General features: G+C 44.0%; 15 protein-coding genes and 1 pseudogene. 4 read left to right on the top strand and 12 right to left on the bottom strand.

Translation table 11 applies throughout. From position 1 onward, the window contains the following. A pseudogene (locus JJU34_RS09680) lies at positions 1 to 127 on the top strand (IS1595 family transposase); the annotation flags it as partial. 9 nt (positions 128 to 136) lie between these two features. On the opposite strand, the gene JJU34_RS09675 reads toward JJU34_RS09680, so the two are convergent. The 10 genes from JJU34_RS09675 to mutY form a co-directional block, all read right to left on the bottom strand. Beyond that, complete coding sequence (locus JJU34_RS09675; protein ID WP_228692154.1) at positions 137 to 484, bottom strand: hypothetical protein; 348 nt, start codon at positions 482 to 484, stop codon at positions 137 to 139. 207 nt (positions 485 to 691) lie between these two features. Then, the gene (locus JJU34_RS09670; protein WP_228692153.1) at positions 692 to 1,636 is read right to left on the bottom strand and encodes a hypothetical protein; all 945 of its coding nucleotides are present in this window, start codon (positions 1,634 to 1,636) and stop codon (positions 692 to 694) included. Then, the gene (locus JJU34_RS09665) at positions 1,633 to 2,154 is read right to left on the bottom strand and encodes a hypothetical protein (protein ID WP_228692152.1); all 522 of its coding nucleotides are present in this window, start codon (positions 2,152 to 2,154) and stop codon (positions 1,633 to 1,635) included. Before JJU34_RS09665 ends, JJU34_RS09670 begins: the two co-directional genes overlap by 4 nt. A 274-nt stretch (positions 2,155 to 2,428) precedes the next feature. After that, positions 2,429 to 3,178, bottom strand: a complete 750-nt coding sequence (locus tag JJU34_RS09660) for a hypothetical protein (RefSeq protein ID WP_228692151.1) — start codon at positions 3,176 to 3,178, stop codon at positions 2,429 to 2,431. A gap of 9 nt (positions 3,179 to 3,187) precedes the next feature. Further along, entirely contained in the window at positions 3,188 to 3,904 is a 717-nt protein-coding gene (locus JJU34_RS09655; RefSeq protein ID WP_228692150.1) for a hypothetical protein, read from the bottom strand. A 307-nt stretch (positions 3,905 to 4,211) separates the two neighbouring features. After that, entirely contained in the window at positions 4,212 to 5,690 is a 1,479-nt protein-coding gene (locus tag JJU34_RS09650; RefSeq protein WP_228692149.1) for a glutamate synthase subunit beta, read from the bottom strand. A 1-nt stretch (position 5,691) separates the two neighbouring features. After that, entirely contained in the window at positions 5,692 to 10,182 is a 4,491-nt protein-coding gene (gene gltB / locus JJU34_RS09645; protein ID WP_228692148.1) for a glutamate synthase large subunit, read from the bottom strand. A 369-nt stretch (positions 10,183 to 10,551) separates the two neighbouring features. Further along, positions 10,552 to 11,895 carry a gliding motility-associated protein GldE gene (gene gldE, locus JJU34_RS09640; protein ID WP_228692147.1) on the bottom strand — a complete coding sequence of 448 codons (1,344 nt, stop codon included), beginning with the start codon at positions 11,893 to 11,895 and terminating at the stop codon, positions 10,552 to 10,554. A gap of 134 nt (positions 11,896 to 12,029) precedes the next feature. After that, positions 12,030 to 12,476: a single-stranded DNA-binding protein gene (locus JJU34_RS09635; protein WP_228692146.1), complete on the bottom strand. Its 447-nt coding sequence runs from the start codon at positions 12,474 to 12,476 to the stop codon at positions 12,030 to 12,032. 52 nt (positions 12,477 to 12,528) lie between these two features. Further along, on the bottom strand, positions 12,529 to 13,602 hold the full coding sequence (mutY, locus tag JJU34_RS09630) for an A/G-specific adenine glycosylase (protein ID WP_228692145.1): 1,074 nt from the start codon (positions 13,600 to 13,602) through the stop codon (positions 12,529 to 12,531). Between the two features lie 161 nt (positions 13,603 to 13,763). Here mutY and JJU34_RS09625 point away from each other — a divergent pair, with 161 nt between their 5' ends. The 3 genes from JJU34_RS09625 (at position 13,764) to JJU34_RS09615 (ending at position 16,689) form a co-directional block, all read left to right on the top strand. Then, positions 13,764 to 14,072 (top strand): HU family DNA-binding protein, encoded by a 309-nt coding sequence (locus tag JJU34_RS09625; RefSeq protein WP_035807102.1) that lies wholly within the window; start codon positions 13,764 to 13,766, stop codon positions 14,070 to 14,072. A gap of 26 nt (positions 14,073 to 14,098) precedes the next feature. Next, positions 14,099 to 14,917, top strand: coding sequence for a tetratricopeptide repeat protein (locus tag JJU34_RS09620; protein WP_228692144.1), 819 nt, complete (start codon positions 14,099 to 14,101; stop codon positions 14,915 to 14,917). Positions 14,918 to 15,108: 191 nt separating this feature from the next. Further along, the gene (locus JJU34_RS09615; RefSeq protein ID WP_228692143.1) at positions 15,109 to 16,689 is read left to right on the top strand and encodes an Rne/Rng family ribonuclease; all 1,581 of its coding nucleotides are present in this window, start codon (positions 15,109 to 15,111) and stop codon (positions 16,687 to 16,689) included. 50 nt (positions 16,690 to 16,739) lie between these two features. Here the strand turns inward: JJU34_RS09615 and JJU34_RS09610 are convergent, their stop codons facing one another. Both JJU34_RS09610 and truA read right to left on the bottom strand, forming a co-directional pair. Beyond that, a complete protein-coding gene (locus JJU34_RS09610) occupies positions 16,740 to 17,435 on the bottom strand; it encodes an SIMPL domain-containing protein (protein ID WP_228692142.1) in 696 nt (231 codons plus the stop codon). A 55-nt stretch (positions 17,436 to 17,490) separates the two neighbouring features. Further along, complete coding sequence (gene truA, locus JJU34_RS09605; RefSeq protein ID WP_228692141.1) at positions 17,491 to 18,276, bottom strand: tRNA pseudouridine(38-40) synthase TruA; 786 nt, start codon at positions 18,274 to 18,276, stop codon at positions 17,491 to 17,493. Between the last annotated feature and the right edge of the window lie 184 nt (positions 18,277 to 18,460).

Here is an 18,460-nt window from a genome sequence, read left to right as displayed (position 1 = left end):
GCAACCCTATATAAACGAATATACCTACCGGTTCAACCGACAAAAGATGAAGGAAGGGATATTTGAGAATTTAATCGTCAGGATGCTGGGAAAGCCTCCATACCCCTATAAAGAGTTTATTTATTAGATGCCTAATTCAATTATCATATTTATAGGTCTCATAGTGATAAAGGAGCATTTTTTCACTTGGATACCAATTCCTTCTTATCAATTGATTTTTGTCATTATACTCATAAGTATTTATCCATTCTTTCATTGTAGCTTTTGCATCTGTTTTATAGCTTTTGATTACCCTATTTAGCGAGTCATATTCACTATAGTATATTTCTGCAATTTCACTATCAGGCGTTAATCCAACGTATTTAATTAAATTACCTTTTTCATCGTACTTTTTATGTTTCTCAAAAGGACTAGCTTGTCCACATACATAATCTGAACAAATTGTCGAAACAATAAAGATCAAAATGAATGTTAGTTGTTTCACGGTCATCTTTTTAAAATGCACCATAGCGCCACAGTATGAATCGTGGCGGTTTAATAGCGTTTTAGTTTCAAGTGCAAGATAGCCAAATCAGTGATTTGGCCAACCAAATTTTGTTCGACACATCGGCCAAATCGCAGATTTGGCGGACTCTCCAGAAAGTACAAAAGTATCGTCTGGCACTGACGCGCCATGATTTCATACTGAATGTTATAGGCTTTTCTTTAGTATATCCAATTGGTCGGCCTTTATTACAACTGTCTCTAACCCCAGTCTTTCATATGTTTTTTCAGCTTTGTATTTGCATCGATCATCGTTAGTTATAAAGAATTCACAATGAGCCGCATAAAAAGTATGGAGAGAGTCATCAAACATATTGTTGAAATTTCCATCGGACTTATACCCTTTTAGATCATACTTGTAGAAAGTCTCAACCACCTTCTGATAAATTGGGTTTTCACTTGATTTTGGCTCATATAAATTTGAAATTTCGAAAATGTCTAAATGCTTAGGCAAATCCTTAAAGTTTGACTGGATCGTTTTTAACATTTCCTTGTTGCTTTGGAGCTTGCTCATACTTCGTATTAAATAAGCCTTAAATGTTTTATACAAGCTGTAATCTGATTTCAACTTGGACTGAAAATCATAAATATCTTCCATCAGAGCAAGGTAATTATTCTCAGTTCTTGATTTTGGATACATGATCCCGAACATAGGGTCTTGGCTATATGCTAGTTTCCATTCAATGGGTAGAGGAATTAATTTGAACATCTCCAATGGATTGAGGTCACCAAAATCTTCAAAATTAATTAAATCTAGAAAAGAAGATGCTTCAAATTCCCATTCACTTTGTTTTTCATTGAAGAACTCTCGTATCTCTCGAAAATGCCAAGTTATTTCTTTCCTCCCCCAATATTGGCAGATACATAAATTTCTGGTAAGCCTTTCAATGTTCTCTATATGACCTTCAATATAGTTTGGATTCTTTTGGAATCCGCGAAATAAATCATTGAGATGGGCATTTGAATATGGTACAGCAATCTTTCCTTCAGTTATTAAATTATACAATTCACTGTAAAGCTCTTTTTCTATTTCGCTTAGTTTGTCCTTTTTTTCTATTCGGTCAAAAATGTTCAAATCGAGATACACATTCATAAGCCTATCTCTTTAATGAATCTGATATCACCAAGTTCACCGTTCCAGAAAGTGAAAGAAATTCCAGATTGTTCGTACGAAATGTAAGTCTCCTCTTGTCCTGGAAATTCACCGTATTCTTTTTTAGTTGATTGAGAAAAGTAATCTGGTTCGCCAAAAGTTGACTTGACTCCATCTATTGTTTGGATATATTGTGAAATGTTGTTCGATCCAGAGTACTTTTTGAATCTCTTCGACTTGTAAAAGAGAAACACACAAAGAGCTTTGTTGTCCTTGACCGAAATTTGGACGCCTTTACTGTAATAATTAAAGTATTTCAGGTTTTCAGACTGTTCCCACTCTCTATCAATAAATTCAGGGTTGCCAAGTGTTCGAAGAATTGTTTCTTCGGCTGTTCCCCTCATGATGTTGTTCAATCCATTTTCAGTGTTGAAATCCAGCGGAGTTGATAATTTCTTGGTTGATGCACAGCCAAAAGCAGTTAAGAAAAAAGTGAGGATAATTAATAAGTGATTCATTATTATGCGGTCTGGAGATATTGCCTATAACGGTATGTCGCTTCCATCTGAGCGGAATTTATGGCGGAAATCTTTGTGATGCAATGAAGGTACTTAAAATCCACAAAGTTGCCAAGGCGCGGTTGGCCCCGCTTTGATGGAAGTGACATGTTGTGTGTTGTTTTCCTCCAGGGGGGCATTTTGTGCGTTGGCCTTAGATAATGTTATTTCGAGGAACAAACCTTTCGAACTCCACTGACCGCCCCATGTTTTCTTAGGTGCTGTTAGGCACATGTTATTTTTTCATTATATCATTATGTATCAAACTACTTAAATAAATTTCAACAATTACTAAGAGCTTATTTTCCCACTCAATGAATTCTTCTTCTGTTAAATTTTCTATAAAACCGTAAGCTATCAATGATGGGCTTGGTCTATTTTCATATCTGGTGATACCTGAAACATAGGCTAAAATATCTTCATTTTCTTTATTAGCTTTTGCTAGAGCATAATAAAATAGTCCATCTTTATTCGGTTGAGGAAATTTGTCTCGAATCTTTTGACGCTTAATTCCTTCCTTTCTTAACCTTTTTTCTTCCTTTATACTGATCAGTGGAATTTCAATAATGTCTTCAAAATCTTCATTTATTTCAACTTCTTCACTTTCTTCTGTACTTGTTTTTTTTTCTTTTATGTAGTACTCAAATGGAAATTTTTCTTTGTATGTTTCATTTTTATAAAGCATAATATCCTTCCGTAAACCTGAGGATTCCAATTGTTGAAGAGTTATTGAACTTAGATTACTATCAAAAGTCCAATTAAAATTTTGGTCTTGAATATCCATTAGGTAACTCTTTATCTTCTTGGATATTGATTTTTCGTTCGGATAATTTAAAATTAAAAACTGCTCAAATGACCCTTCAAGCATCGAATATGTGTGTGCTTTTTCTGTACCAAGAGTTGCATCAAAAATTCCTCTGTCCACTTGTTGACCAATTGTCAGCTGTGAAAAGGATAAAAATAATATGGTAAGGTAAAACTTCATGGTTGTGGGTTATTCTTCTTCAACATTCAGTAATTTTCTGAATTTCGTCTCAAGTTCGTCTATTTTTTGAGGCAAATTAGTCTTTAATTCTTTTGAAATTCTGGACATATCTTCTAAATATTCTTTATAATAATCATCAGTTAGCTGTCCACTCCTAAGTCTTTCTTGCCTATAGCCAAAATCCCATCCTTTGTCCCAATATTCCTTAAACACATCTTCAATGTAAGCGCAAAGTGACTTTGGAAAAAATAGTTTATTCAATAGATAAAAATTCCTGAAATCATGCAAAGCTAAATTTGCTCTTTTAGTTCTTTCTTGACTTTCTTTCTCACCGTCTTCAATTACTGGGTGCATGAAGTTTGTCCAATCAACCATAGCCGAATTCAATTCAACAAGTTTTTTATACAATTCAAGAATAACTTTTGCCCGTTCTTGATGCAGAAAACCAAATTGAATTTGATGTGTTATATTGGCTTTTGCAAGTTCAGATTTTATAGGTTCAATTTTCAAAGTTAGTTCTTCACTCAATTTACTTTTATATAGCTCAATTTTTTCTTGAAAGTCCTTTTTTACGTTCTCAGTAAGACGTGTTAATTCTTCAGCTGTCGATAATTTCGCAATTTCTTTTCCAAGTTCAGCAAGCCACGCTTTGTAAAATAGGAAGTATGAAGCAACTAAAAAAAGTATAACTTCTACTACAATCTGAATAATTTGTGCTTTAGTCATTCCTGTCTGTTATAATTGTGCCTAACTACTGGCTAACCGCAACCGCTTGCGGTTAGCTGCCCTATGTACCGAGTACCGAGTGCTTCTAAAGATAGCAAAAATCCGCCTTTACCCAACTAGCTTTTTCATTTCAATACCTATTAGCTACCTAAAAACCAATACAGAACGGCGGCTAGCAGGTGCCTCCTACCGGAGGTCCGTGCACCCACCCCCCTTTAGCAAGGCCAATGTGTAGTGAAAATGAAGGCATTAAAAAAGGCTGCCCTCTTCGGGCAGCCTCTCTCTTGCTTTGATATCTATACGAGGATCAAACGGACATCTCCGCATCGCTCTCGTACGAAAAGAACGATTGATCTCGTCTAGGAAGAGAAGATACACCCCCGTTTAGGAATTTATCCACCTCCACGGCACATTCTCTGCCCTCCGCAATAGCCCACACGACCAAAGACTGGCCCCTGCGCATATCTCCCGCCAGGTAAACTCCAGGCACATTACTCTTATATTTATTCGATTTGGGTAAGGAGTTATCCTGAAGATCCACTTCAAAGGCTTCCAATAGTCCGGTTTTAGGTCCCAAGTACCCAATGGCCAAAAATGCCAAATCACAGGGTAGGATCTCTTCGGTCCCGGGGATTTCCACGAACTTCATCCTACCATTTTCCTCTTTCCACTCGATCTCAACGATCTTGAGGCCGGTCACCTCACCCTGGTCGTTTTTGGTAAATTCTTTGGTAAGTACCGACCAGTATCTTTCAGCCCCCTCCTCATGCGAACTGGATGTACGGATGGTCATGGGCCACTCCGGCCATGGATTTAGCTCCGTTCTGGCGGAAGGTGGCTTGGGCAACAGCTCCAATTGGGTAATGGAAGCAGCACCGTGTCGGTTGGATGTACCGATACAATCGGAACCCGTATCACCTCCACCAATTACGATGACGTGTTTCCCCTTGGCATTGATCGGATTTTCGGGTATCTCACCAGCGATCACCTGGTTTTGACGTCCAAGGAATTCCATCGCAAAATAGACTCCTTTGGCGTCTCTGCCTTCGATCGGTAGGTCCCTTGGCATTTGAGCACCCGTAGCTAACACTACTGCGTCATAGTTGGCAAGAATGTTATCGGCTTTGATATTGAAACCTACCTCGGTGTCTTTGCTAAAGATAACGCCTTCCTCATTCATGATGTCTACCCTGCGGTCGATCACCCACTTCTCAAGCTTAAAATCCGGGATACCATAACGCAGCAGGCCACCTACTTCCTTGTCTTTTTCGAAGACGGTCACCTCATGACCTGCTTGATTTAGTTGATCCGCAGCGGCCAAACCCGCCGGGCCAGAGCCTATCACGGCCACCTTCTTACCGGATCTCTCTTCCGGAATACGGGGCTTTGCAATGCCCAATTCGTAGGCCTTTTCCGCTATATTCTTCTCGATCAGCTCGATGGCTACCGGATCTTTATTGATCCCTAGCACACAGCTTGCCTCACAGGGCGCCGGACAGATCCTGCCGGTAAACTCCGGAAAGTTGTTCGTACTTTTGAGGATATGGTACGCCTCCTCCCACTCGTTGTGGTATACCGCATCATTAAACTCTGGGATCACATTGCCTAGAGGACAGCCATTGTGGCAAAATGGAATACCACAGTCCATGCACCTGGCAGCCTGCTGGTTTAACGTTTTGGGATCCAGTGGCTGGTATATTTCTTTGTAGTCGTTTACGCGATCTTGAGGTGGCCGGGACTTAGGCAATTCCCTCTTGTATTTCAAGAAACCTTCTTTATCCGCCATATTACACTAATGTTTTTGATTGTTCTAACGCTCTTTTTCTCAATACTTCTTTGTAGTCTCTTGGAATCACCTTGATAAACCGTTCCTTGGTCTCATCCCAGTTTTCCAATAGCTGATCCGCAACCTGGCTAGCGGTAAACTGCTGGTGGCTCTTCAGCGCTTGCTTGATCGTGGCAAAGTCATCTTCGTTCAGGGGATCCAGATCCACCATTTCTTGGTTGATATTCTCCATATTCTCTTTAAAGATATACGCCAAACCTCCGCTCATACCAGCGGCAAAGTTACGGCCTATTTCCCCTAAGATCAGCGCCATACCACCGGTCATGTACTCGCAACCGTGGTCTCCGATACCTTCTACCACTGCTTCCACGCCCGAATTCCGTACGCAGAAACGCTCACCTGCTTTGCCCCGAATGAATGCCTGTCCGGAAGTAGCTCCGTAAAAAGCGACGTTTCCTATAATGATGTTTTCCTCTGCTACGAACTGTGCGTTTCGGCTGGGGTATACGATCAACTTACCACCGGAAAGTCCCTTGCCAAAATAGTCGTTAGCTTCCCCTTCCAGTTCAAAGGAAATACCCTTGGCCAAGAAGCCTCCGAAAGTTTGTCCGGCAGACCCCATAAATTTGTATTTGATGGTATCTTCCGGTAAACCTACACTGCCAAAGATCTTGGAAACCTCATTGGATAGCATGGCACCTACCGTACGATCCACATTCTTGATTTCAAATTTTCCGGTAACGGGATTGGCTTGCTCCAAGGCAGGTAGCGCCTCCTTGATCAATTTCCTATCCAATACACGCTTCAACTTAAAATCTTGATCGATTTGCTTGTAGATACCCACATGGTCTGGCACCTCCACTTTGTGGAAAATGGGGCTAAGATCCAGCTTATCCCATTTCCAGTGATTCAGGTAACCGGTAGCCTTGAGCACATCGCTCTGTCCCACCATCTCGTCGATAGTCCGGAAGCCCAAGGATGACATGATTTCCCGTAGGTCCTCTGCTAGGAATCGGAAAAAGTTCACCACGTCCTCCGGACGGCCCGTAAACAACTTTCTCAGCTCTGGGTTCTGGGTAGCAATACCTACGGGACAAGTATTCAGGTGACACTTACGCATCATGATACAGCCCTCTACCACCAGCGCGCCTGTGGAGATTCCCCACTCTTCTGCCCCTAGCAGGGTAGCGATGGCGATATCCCTTCCGGTTCGTAGCTGACCATCGGTCTGCAGCACCACTCGGCTTCTTAGGTTATTTTTTACCAAGGTCTGATGGGCCTCGGAGAGTCCGAGTTCCCAAGGCAGACCTGCGTGGCGTATGGAACTTAATGGCGAGGCCCCTGTACCGCCATCCGCTCCGGAGATCAGGATCACGTCAGACTGAGCCTTGGCAACACCCGCTGCCACGGTACCCACACCTGCCTGGGACACCAACTTCACGTTGATACGTGCCTTTCGGTTGGCATTTTTCAAATCATAGATCAACTGTGCCAGATCCTCGATGGAGTATATGTCGTGATGGGGAGGGGGCGATATCAACCCCACACCTGGAGTAGAGTGTCTTACCCTACCTATCCAATCATCTACCTTGTGGCCTGGAAGCTGACCACCTTCGCCCGGCTTAGCGCCTTGGGCCATTTTTATCTGTAGTTCGGCGGCGTTGGTCAGGTAGTTGCTGGTAACTCCAAACCTACCAGAAGCAACCTGCTTGATAGCAGACCGTTCCCAGTCACCGTTTTCTTTCACTTCAAAACGAATTTCATCTTCTCCACCCTCGCCGCTGTTACTTTTGGCCCCTATTCGGTTCATGGCGATCGCCAAGGTGCTATGCGCCTCGTGCGAAATGGAACCAAAGGACATGGCACCGGTGGCAAACCGCTTCATGATTTTCTCAGCAGGTTCCACCTCATCCAAAGGCACCGATATACGCTTTTTAAACTCAAACAATCCGCGTAACGTCAGCGCATCACGGGTTTGGTTGTTGATCTTCTCGGCAAACTTCTTGTAGAGTTGGTAATCGTTGTTGCGGGTAGACTTTTGCAACAAGTGTATGGTCTCTGGATTGAAGAGGTGCTTCTCTCCGCGGCGCTTCCACTGATACACCCCGCCTGTTTCCAGTATGGGACTATCGGTCTTGTATGCCGCACGGTGTCTTAGGAGCACTTCTTCCGCCAACTCGTCAAAGGAAATACCGCTTATTCGGCTTACCGTTCCTTTGAAACATCGTTGGATTACCTCGGGACCAAGTCCGATTGCTTCAAATATCTGGGCGCTTTGATACGATTGTAGGGTGCTGATTCCCATCTTGGAAAGCACCTTGAGCAACCCTTTACCAATGGCTGTTTTGTAGTTTTCGAACAATTTCTTCTGAGGCAGCTTTTTGGAAAGCAGCTCTTCCTCGTTCATGGCCACTAGGGATTCGAGGGCCAGGTATGGGTTGATCGCACTCGCACCGTAACCGATGACTGTGGCAAAATGGTGGGTCTCTCGAATATCTCCCGCCTCTGCTACGATGCCTGCCTTTGTTCTGATCTTCTGGTTTACCAGGTGATGGTGCACGGCCCCCACAGCCAGCAAAGAAGGAATTGGAGCAGTGTCCGTACAGCATTCACGGTCCGAAATGATCAGGATATTCTTTCCGTTTTTGATCGCCTCTTCAGCTTCGTTGCAAATTTTATCCAGTGCTTCCAAAAGCCTGCCAGGCTTTCCATCCGCGACGAAGTGTGCCTGAAGTGTATGGGCATGGTACCCCTTCTCCTCCAAGTTACGAAGTTTCTCCAAATCTTCGTTCAGCAACACGGGCTGGGAGATATGTATTTGCTTGGTATGTTTGGGGCTTTCGTCTAGTATATTGTGGCTTTCGCCTATACGGGTAAACAGGGACATCACCAAGCGCTCACGAATGGGATCGATCGGTGGGTTACTTACTTGGGCAAACAGTTGCTTGAAATAATTGGATATGTGCTGACTTTGTTTTGACAGCACTGCCAACGGGGTATCGGCACCCATAGACCCAACAGCCTCGTAGCCTGTATCGCCCATCGGGGCTAAAATCACCTTTAGGTCCTCAGAGGTATACCCAAAGATGGTTTGACGCTTTTTGATATGTTCTGTGGTGTAAGGAAAATTCAGCTCTTTCGGAGCAGGAATAAGCCGCAATTTAAGACGCTGCTTTCTGATCCAGCCTTCGTATGGTTTGTTTTCACACACTTCTTTTTTGACTTCCTCGTCAAAGGAAACCTTACCTTTTTCTGTATCCGCCAGGAGCATTCTTCCCGGACTAACCCTTCCTTTCTTGGTGATGGTAGACTCTCTGATGGGCAGGGCCCCCGCTTCCGAAGAGAGGATAAGTCGATCGTCTGAGGTAATAAAATAGCGTAGTGGGCGAAGACCATTTCGGTCCAAAGTAGCGCCCAATGACTTGCCATCGGTAAACAACAATGCTGCTGGACCATCCCAAGGTTCCATAAGTGACGCGTGAAACTTATAGAATGCCTTGCGGCTTCGGTCCATTGTTTCGTTGTCCTGCCAAGCTTCCGGCACCAGCATCATCATCACATGGGGCAAGCTTCTGCCACTCAAGGCAAGCAATTCCACCATCGCATCCAAGTTGGCTGAATCGGAGTTTTTAGCATTGGTGATCGGCATCAGCATCTGCAGCTCCTCATCGGAAAAATGTACCGACTTCATCAAGGTCTCCTTGGAGCGCATCTTGTTGAGGTTGCCTCGAATGGTATTGATCTCCCCGTTATGCGACAGGTAGCGAAAAGGCTGTGCTAAACGCCAATTGGGAAACGTATTGGTAGAAAAACGAGAGTGAACCACTGCGATTGCTGAGGTCAGCTTGTTATTCTGTAGGTCTTTATAAAAGGGCAGCACTTGATCCGTGCGGAGTTGTCCTTTATAGATGAGCGTTCTACTACTGAAGCTAGCAATATAAAAGGCATCATTTACTCCTGGAATACCCAGGTTAATCTCTCGTGTGGCGTAGTTGCGCAGCACATAGAGCTTCCGTTCCAAGTCAAGATCCACTAGACCATCCCTGTGGCGTACGAACACCTGCTCGATGTTAGGCATCACCTCCAAGGCACCCGAACCGGGCACGGTTTCATCCGTGGGTACTTCTCGGTATCCGATCAGCTCAAAATTAAGGTCGTTGATTATCTTATTGAAATGCTCCTTTGATTTCTTATACAGCTGCCTGTTTCGGGGGAAAAAGACCATCCCAACCCCATAACTGCCCTCCTCCGGCAGGGAAAAACCAAGCCGGTGGGTAACTTCCTTCAAGAAGGAATGAGGCAATTGAATGAGTATACCGGCACCGTCTCCGGTTTTAGGATCACTTCCTCTACCTCCTCTATGCTCCATATTACTCAGCATGAGCAGCGCATCGCTTATCGTTTCGTGACTTTTCAAGCCTTTCACGTTAACAACGCCACCTATACCACAAGAGTCGTGTTCAAAATGCGAACGATATAATCCTTGAATCATTATATTTTTATTTTTATAAACAGGTCTCCAATCAACTTGAATAATTTACAATAAATTTTTCTTTTTTTAAAATCTAGGCATTAAAGGTAACACAAAAATGAAAGAATAACCGATATCAACCGAAAAAATTATGATAATCGGAATTGGTAATCAGGTTAAAAATCTAACCAATTTTTGGGTTTTTTATGATTAAAATGAAAAATACGGTTAATTTTAAAACCGACTTTCTGTGAATTTGTTCCAAATTTCCCAGAGAGATCCATGAAATTCCCGAACTTTAAATATATGAAAAAAATTCAGAAAAAATAATTTTTATCCCCTTGGATTACGCTAACCCCCCGATGCATAAAGCATTCACAAGAGACTGATTTAGGAATGATTGGCGTTGGTTTCTCCTTGAGGATCAATGGTCACTTTTACCTTCTTAATTTTGCGCGTATCTACCGCCAAAACCAAAAACTCAAAATTCCGGTACCTGATCTTGGTACCGTTCTTCGGAAAGTTGGCGTTTAACTCCAATAATAGCCCGCCCAAGGATTCGCTGTCTCCTTTTACCTCGTCAAAAAGCTGTATATCCAAGTCCAATTTCTTGCAAAAATCGTTTAGGGATACTTTCCCCTCAAACACGTAAGTGTATTCATCCAGCTTCTTATAGTTGATATCTTCAATATCGTCAAACTCATCATTTATCTCCCCGATAATCTCCTCGATCAAATCCTCTAAGGTAACCAGGCCCGAAGTTCCACCATACTCGTCCACCACGATTGCCATGTGGACTCTTTTGCCCTTGAAATCTGCCAGCAAGGAGTCTACCTTTTTATACTCCGGCACGAAGAGCCCCTTACGGATCAACTTCTGCCATTCAAAATGTTCGTCCTGATCAATATAGCCTAGGACATCCTTGATATAGAGAATTCCCTTGATGTGGTCGATCGTTTCTTCGTACACCGGGATGCGTGAATAACCACTTTTGTTGATCTTATCCATCAACTCATGAAAATCCATTTCTACATCTACCGCCGTGATATCCATCCTGGAGCGCATCACCTGTTTTACCGACAGTGTTCCAAAATTAAAGATCCCTTTCAGGATATCCTTTTCCCCGATGCTGGAATCGTCTGCGGTAATCTCCAAGGCTTGGTGCAACTCGTTTACCGAAAGGGCATATCCCTTTACTTCTATCCGTTTTTCGATGACGTTGCTAATAGCCATCAGCAATTTAGAGAAAGGGAACAAAATGGTTGAAAAAAACCGAATATACCCCACCATGGACTTAGAAAAAGCTAGTCTGGCGTTATTTGCATAGACTTTAGGTACTATCTCTCCGACAAAAACAATCAGAAACGTGACACCTACCGTCTGAAAAATGATGATGAGCACACCCTTTGCATCGGCTCCAAAAAGGGACCAAGTCAGAAAAGTCGTCAGAGTTACGATGCTGATATTGATCAGGTTATTGAGGATCAAGATGGTGCTTAAAAGTAGCTGCGGTTCGCGTACCATTTTCAATACTTGACGGGAAGCGGGAGAATTCTCCTCTTCAAGGTCTCTGAGGTTTTTGTGGTCTAAGGAAAAAAAAGCGACTTCGGAGCCGGAAACCAGCGCTGAACAAACCAACAGCACTACAAACAAAACCAAATTGCTGAGCAAATAGCCGGTAGATACTGCCTGAAATTCCACCAGGGATAACAAACTCGGGTAAGGGTCGTCCATTAAAGGTTCTTTTTACGTAAAATTAGGCAATAATATTGGAAGTAGAGACAGGCCAACCCGTTGGAAAGGATTCCTAATGCGTTTTTCCTGTCTCCTATCTATCGATAACTCACCTCACTGCCAGGACACTTCTGTTAAAAGGGCAAGTCGTCCATTTCTTCATCCATACTGGTGTCAGGCGCAGCAGGGACCGGCTTTCGCTCCATGCCTGAAGACGGCGCTCCCCCGGAATCACTTTCGCCCCCGGCAGCTCTAGATCCAAGCATGGTAAAACTCTGCACACGGATTCTAACCTTTTTCCGGTTGTTTCCCTGCTCATCCTGCCAGGTATCTGTTTTGATTTTTCCTTCTACATAAATCTGACTTCCTTTGCGTAGGTACTGCTCCGCTATTTTTGCTTGCCCTTCCCATAGCTCCAAGTCGTGCCATTCGGTGTTTTCCACTCGATTTCCATTTCGGTCCTTGTAGGTTTCAGTAGTGGCCAATGTCAGATTTGCCACCACACTCCCGCTTTCCAAATGTCTCACCTCGGGATCTTTTCCCAGGTTGCCTACTAAAATTACTTTGTTTACTCCAGCCATTTTTTTGTTGGTTTAACGGTTGAATAAAAATTTCCCGTTTAAATTTATCAAATTATTTCTGTTCAGTCAAATACCTTAGGATCAGTTTTGGTTTTCCCATTTCTTCCAATTTAGCGGGGCCTACCAGGCTATACCCATACTGCTCAGCCCACTTGGCCAATTCCGTCTCCTTTTCGACTGAAACACGTACGCGTACAAAATCCGCCTTTATCTTCTGATGGCTCAAAAGGTGCTTGAAAGGAGGTACATCCAAAAAGGCCACGATCGGCTTTAGGGATTTTATTTCCTCCAGCAATACGCTTTGATCGGGATCGGGGCGTCTGTCCAATTCCGGTTGCTCATGGGGAAAGTCAACGAGGCCTTTCCATATATCGTTCCCTCTGCGCCTATTAACAACGGTTTTTTCACCGCAGGTAATATGATAGTAATGGAGGTACCTGTTACTTACTTTCGTACGGCCCAGCTTTACAGGCAGTTCTTTTACTTCTTCGTGTCGGAAGGCATAGCAAGCGCCGACCAGGGGACAGGAGTGACAGTCTGGCTTTTGAGGAGTACACTGCAAGGCGCCAAACTCCATAATCGCCTGATTGTAGATATCCGGTGTCTGTCGGGGAATGAGTTCGTTTGCCAGCCTATCAAATTCCCGCTTGCCGGGACCGCTGCTGATATCGGCAGCTATGCCAAAGTACCTTGCCAGGACCCGGTAGACATTCCCATCTACCACCGCCACCGGTTCCTGAAATGCAAAAGAGGCGATAGCCGCAGCCGTGTAGGGCCCTACGCCTTTCAGCTGGAGAAGCTCCCGGTAGGTCTCAGGGAATCTCCCCCCACGCTGACTGACTATCTCTTTGGCGCAGGCATGCAGGTTGCGGGCGCGGCTGTAGTATCCCAGACCCTGCCAGCAGCGGAGCACCTCTTCCTCCGGGGCAGCCGCCAGATCCTGAACGGTGGGGAAACGCTGCGTAAAAACCTCAAAATATGGCAACCCCTGGGCTACACGGGTCTGCTGAAGAATGATTTCGGATAGCCAAATGAAATACGGCTCTTTGGTTTTTCGCCATGGCAGGTCCCGTCGGTTATCCGGATACCACTTCAACAGTTGATTCGTAAAGAGACTGATATTCAAAATTTTCGGTTTTTGATGAATGCCCTAATAAAAGACAAAACAAACTAATTTTGAGCAATATATTTTTTAATTGATTTGGAAGGTGTAAATTTGCACTCCCAAAATTAGTTGGTTAATAGGCAATTATGCCTGGTTTAAAGCAAACATAAATTTTAAAAACAGTGACTAAAGCAGAGGTAATCACAAAGATTTCGGAGAAAACCGGTATTCAGAAGGACGACGTTACTCAGACCGTTGAGGCATTCTTCAAAGTAGTAAAGGACTCCATGGCAGAGGGAGAGAACATTTATGTCAGAGGATTTGGCAGCTTTATCAATAAGAAGAGAGCCAAGAAAATCGCTAGGAATATCTCCAAAAACACTGCTATTGTTATTGATGAACATTATGTTCCTGCCTTTAAACCTTCCAAGACGTTTATTGATAAGATCAAGAACAGCAAGAAGGTAAAAGAACTGGCTCCACAGGACTAAGTGGACGGTAATTTCCAATTGAGCCCATGAAAAAATCCCAGATCATTTTCCTATTGTTCGGCATCGTACTGATCGTCGTGTTGTATTCCCTTCCCATGGTAGTGGTAGACAACCAAAACGAAGGCGTGGTGGACGAGGAAGCTGATCTGGGAAATTCATTTAGTTTCGACAATCAGCACAACTCCTCCCTTACCCCTGAGGCCCAGTCATTGATTGAAAAGCTGAAGGGGGAAATGGAAATAGAGGAAGATAAGGAAAAATTCGCTATATTCGCGGATTCCACTGCATCCATCTATGCGGACCGCGGAAAATTGGACAGTGCGGCTTACTTTTACGGGTTAGCTGCCGACAATGTACCCACGGTAGAGAAAATGGAAAAAGCGGGAAGCGCCTATTACGAGGCTTTCACGTTTGCCATGGATGAAGCGAAAACGACCGCTTTGGCAGGAAAGACCCGGCTATACCTGAATAAGGTATTGGAATCAAATCCGGAAAGGCTGGATCTGAAAACAAAGGTCGCGATGACCTACGTGTCCACTTCTAATCCCATGCAGGGAATAACCATGCTGAGGGATATTTTGGAGCAGGACCCTACGAATGAATCAGCGCTCTACAATATGGGCATTCTGTCCATGCAGTCCGGTCAGTATAAGCGGGCGGCCGAGCGTTTTGAGGATTTGGTAAAACATCATCCTGGAAATGTGCAGGGCCAGTTTTACTTGGGCGTGAGTTATTTCGAGTCCGATCAAAAAAACAAAGCGCGCAGGCAACTGGAGGCGGTGAAGGAACTCACAGATGACGAGCAAATATTGGCAGCCGTTTCCAACTACTTAGAACGAATGTAATTTAAAGTATTGTTAACCCATAAATAGTTAGATTATGCCTTGTGGTAAAAAAAGAAAGAGACATAAAATCGCTACACACAAGCGAAAGAAGAGACTTAGGAAAAACAGACACAAGAAGAAGTGATACGCTTCTTCTTTTTTGAATTAAACAAAAACAAGTTCTTTAACATTTTAAACAAAGGAGACACGATTTGAGCACGGAATTAGTAATTGATTCTTCTCAAAACGGTAGTCGAATAGCCCTTTTAAGGAATAAAAGCTTGGTGGAACTCCACGTTGAAGAGGAGGACAGCAAGTTTAAAGTTGGAGACATTTATTTAGGATCGGTCAAAAAGATTGTCAATGGGCTGAATGCAGCCTTTATAGACGTAGGTTATGAAAAGGATGCTTTCCTGCATTATCAGGATTTAGGTCCGAACATCAACAGCCTAAGCAAGCTTATAAAGCAGATCAAAAATAATGGATACTCCGGCCAAAACCTAAAGGGCTTTGAGAAAGCACCTGAGATCGATAAACTAGGGAAGATTTCCCAAGTGTTATCGAAGAATAACCAAGTCTTGGTTCAGGTGGTGAAAGAGCCTATTTCTACAAAAGGCCCCCGACTATCCTGTGAGCTCTCCTTAGCCGGAAGATTTCTGGTATTGGTCCCCTTTACCGATGCGGTAAGCGTTTCGAAAAAAATCCGAAGCGCCGACGAACGTAAACGGCTTTCCCGTCTTATCACTTCCATCAAACCCGCCAACTTTGGAGTAATCATCCGAACAGTGGCAGAAGGGCAGTCTGTAACCGAACTCGACAAAGATCTGAGAAATCTGGTGCAGACATGGGAAGAAGGGATGAAGAAACTCGTCAAGGCCAAAACCAGAGACAAGGTAATAGGAGAAATGGGCATGGCGTCCTCCATCATCAGGGACCTGCTCAACGAATCATTTGATGCAATCACAGTAGAAGAGGAAGAGGTATACGAGCAAATAAAAGCCTATATCCGATCCATTGCCCCAGAGAAAGAAAAAATTGTTCGGCTTTACAACGGAAAAGCCAAGCTCTTTGAAAGTTTTGGTATTGAAAAACAGATTAAAAGCCTCTTTGGACAGGCCGTCAGTCTACCGCAAGGTGGGTATCTCATCATCGAGCATACCGAAGCCCTGCACGTGGTAGACGTAAACAGCGGAAACAAATCCAATCAGGAAAGTGATCAGGAAAACACAGCATTAAAGACCAATTTGGTGGCTGCGAAGGAAATCGCGAGGCAACTGCGCCTACGAGATATGGGCGGAATCATCGTTATCGATTTTATCGATATGAAGAAAGCCGACAACAAGCGCGCAATCTTCGATGCCATGAAAGAGGAAATGAAAGGTGATCGGTCAAAAAATACCGTCTTGCCACTTACAAAGTTTGGTCTCATGCAGATCACTCGGCAGCGGGTTAGACCGGAAATGAATATTATCACCAAAGAAACCTGTCCCTCTTGCAACGGAACAGGAAAAATACAAGCTTCCATTTTAGTGGCGGATAAATTGGAAAAAGACCTGGATCACATCGCCGTAAACCAAAACACCTCAAAAATAAAAATCGGCCTGCATCCTTATTTGCATGCCTACTTTACCCAAGGGATCATTTCCAAGCGGGTAAAATGGTTTTTTAAATATTTCAAATGGGTTCAATTGATCAAAGACTCTTCCCTACCGGTGACGGAGTACCATTTTCTGAGTGACTCAGGAGATACCATTGAAGTTTTAGTAGCAAACGAAAATAGCGAGTCTGAATAGACTCGCTATTTTTTTTGCCCCAATGCCAAATCCTCAACTAGTTTCTACGATCAAGGTGTCTCAAAACGAAAGGTTACGCGGACATTGTCCGAAATAGTCTGTTCTTCCGCCTGCAACGTAGGCCCTACCCGATCATCTGCCATCTTCATCATCATGGCCTCTGCCCGGTACAGAACAGGCGGAAAAGTAGTACCAGAGGTATAGTCCACCTGATGCACCCTGAACTCAGTGATACCCATGGTCTCCGCAATTACCTGCGCCTGCCGCTTGGCGTCTTCCAACGCCAACTTCAGCAATTCCGTTTCGTATCCTTTGCGTTTGTCCTCTGACACACGAAACTGAAGCTGAAAGCTAAGATCTACCGCCTGTTGCACAGCCTCCATGGCCTTTACCAAGTGATCTCCAGTATCCGTTACCACCACCCGTAATTGCTGGGACGCTACGTAGCCGCTGTCTTTGGAAGTGCCTTTGGTGTAGATACGATTCACATTTACATAATAGTTGTCTGCTGTAAAGGTATAATCCTTAGCACCTGACTTCTTTAACGCATCACTCACTGCTTTAGATTTCTTGTTAAGGGCATTGGTCACGTCAGAAGTTGTCATGGCAGTCTCCGTAAGTGTAAGCAGCAGCACCGCCTCATCAGGCAAGGCCTTCAACTCACTTTTTCCTTCTACCAAAATCTGTTGGGCATAACCCAAAAATACACCCCCAACAAGCAGGGCGGTCAATAGGAGCTTTTTCATTTTCTATTTGTTTAACGATTAGGAATGCTAACGCAAAACCCAAGCCAAATACAGGTTAAATTCCGTTAAAAAAAACTTCCTCGAGCACTAGGCCTTGTGGGGCAGCTTTTGGACTTACAGGGCTGGGCGTAGGATCAACGAATGCTGCCGCCAGAGACTGCACACTCAACTCCCCACGCCCTACCATAAACAAGGCTGCTACCATCCTTCGTACCTGATGCATCAAAAAACCATTGCCGTCCACCCGAAAGACATAGGCATCTTCCCTGGGCCAAAAGGCAACTTTCCCGTCCAAGGGCAAGAGTTCGGAAACATAAATCTCCCGCACAAAATCATCCAATTGCTTGCCATGGGTACAAAAACGACGAAAATCGTGGCGCCCAACGAATAGCGCTGCAGCCTCTCGCATGAGGGCGATATCCAAGCCCCTTCCGGCATAGGCCAACGCCCCACTTTGGAAGGGGTGGGGTTTCTCCCCCAAAGAAAAGTAATAGCCGTAGCGTTTTTTGGCAACATGTTGAATCACATTGAAACTCCGGTCCACTGCCTTCACATACAGCAGGCGTATGTCTGCCGGTAGGTGTTCATTGGAATACTTGAGTAGCTCATCCCAATCAGCTGCTTCCCTGAGGTATATGACAAAGGCACCCTGTAGGCAAGAAACACCGCTATCTGTGCGGCTGGAACCCAGTATCGTGAAGTCTTCATGACCCAGCACATACCGAAAGACGCGCTCAAGCGTACCTTGAATGGTCTTTACCCCCTTCTGCACCTGCCACCCGTGGTAGCGGAGTCCCAGGTACTGAATTCCTATTAAATAAGAAAAAGGGCGTGTCAACATGGCGCAAAACTAAAAAAATATCCTGGGACAATATAGTAAAAAACAATCCAATAGCTATACCGTAAATTGGAGTTAGGCATTTCCAAACAATTCTCTGCCTACACGTTTATAGGATCCCAGAGTCAGTCTAGATGCAAATTGTATATTGAGGACATTATCCATTGATGTTTTCTCAGGAAAGTCC

This window comes from Lunatimonas sp., assembly GCF_020832325.1.
Taxonomy (GTDB): Bacteria; Bacteroidota; Bacteroidia; order Cytophagales; family Cyclobacteriaceae; genus Lunatimonas.
The sequence above is the reverse complement of the archived record's forward strand: the minus strand, read 5'-3'. Positions and strand labels throughout refer to the sequence as shown.

Bases quoted from the DNA above. Each gene is read 5' to 3' on its own strand.
- JJU34_RS09620 (WP_228692144.1), top strand. From the start codon at position 14,099: ATGAAAAAATCCCAGATCATTTTCCTATTGTTCGGCATCGTACTGATC.
- JJU34_RS09665 (WP_228692152.1), bottom strand. From the start codon at position 2,154: ATGAATCACTTATTAATTATCCTCACTTTTTTCTTAACTGCTTTTGGC.
- JJU34_RS09635 (WP_228692146.1), bottom strand. From the start codon at position 12,476: ATGGCTGGAGTAAACAAAGTAATTTTAGTAGGCAACCTGGGAAAAGAT.
- JJU34_RS09670 (WP_228692153.1), bottom strand. From the start codon at position 1,636: ATGAATGTGTATCTCGATTTGAACATTTTTGACCGAATAGAAAAAAAG.
- truA (WP_228692141.1), bottom strand. From the start codon at position 18,276: ATGTTGACACGCCCTTTTTCTTATTTAATAGGAATTCAGTACCTGGGA.
- gltB (WP_228692148.1), bottom strand. From the start codon at position 10,182: ATGATTCAAGGATTATATCGTTCGCATTTTGAACACGACTCTTGTGGT.
- gldE (WP_228692147.1), bottom strand. From the start codon at position 11,895: ATGGACGACCCTTACCCGAGTTTGTTATCCCTGGTGGAATTTCAGGCA.
- JJU34_RS09660 (WP_228692151.1), bottom strand. From the start codon at position 3,178: ATGAAGTTTTACCTTACCATATTATTTTTATCCTTTTCACAGCTGACA.
- JJU34_RS09610 (WP_228692142.1), bottom strand. From the start codon at position 17,435: ATGAAAAAGCTCCTATTGACCGCCCTGCTTGTTGGGGGTGTATTTTTG.
- JJU34_RS09655 (WP_228692150.1), bottom strand. From the start codon at position 3,904: ATGACTAAAGCACAAATTATTCAGATTGTAGTAGAAGTTATACTTTTT.
- JJU34_RS09650 (WP_228692149.1), bottom strand. From the start codon at position 5,690: ATGGCGGATAAAGAAGGTTTCTTGAAATACAAGAGGGAATTGCCTAAG.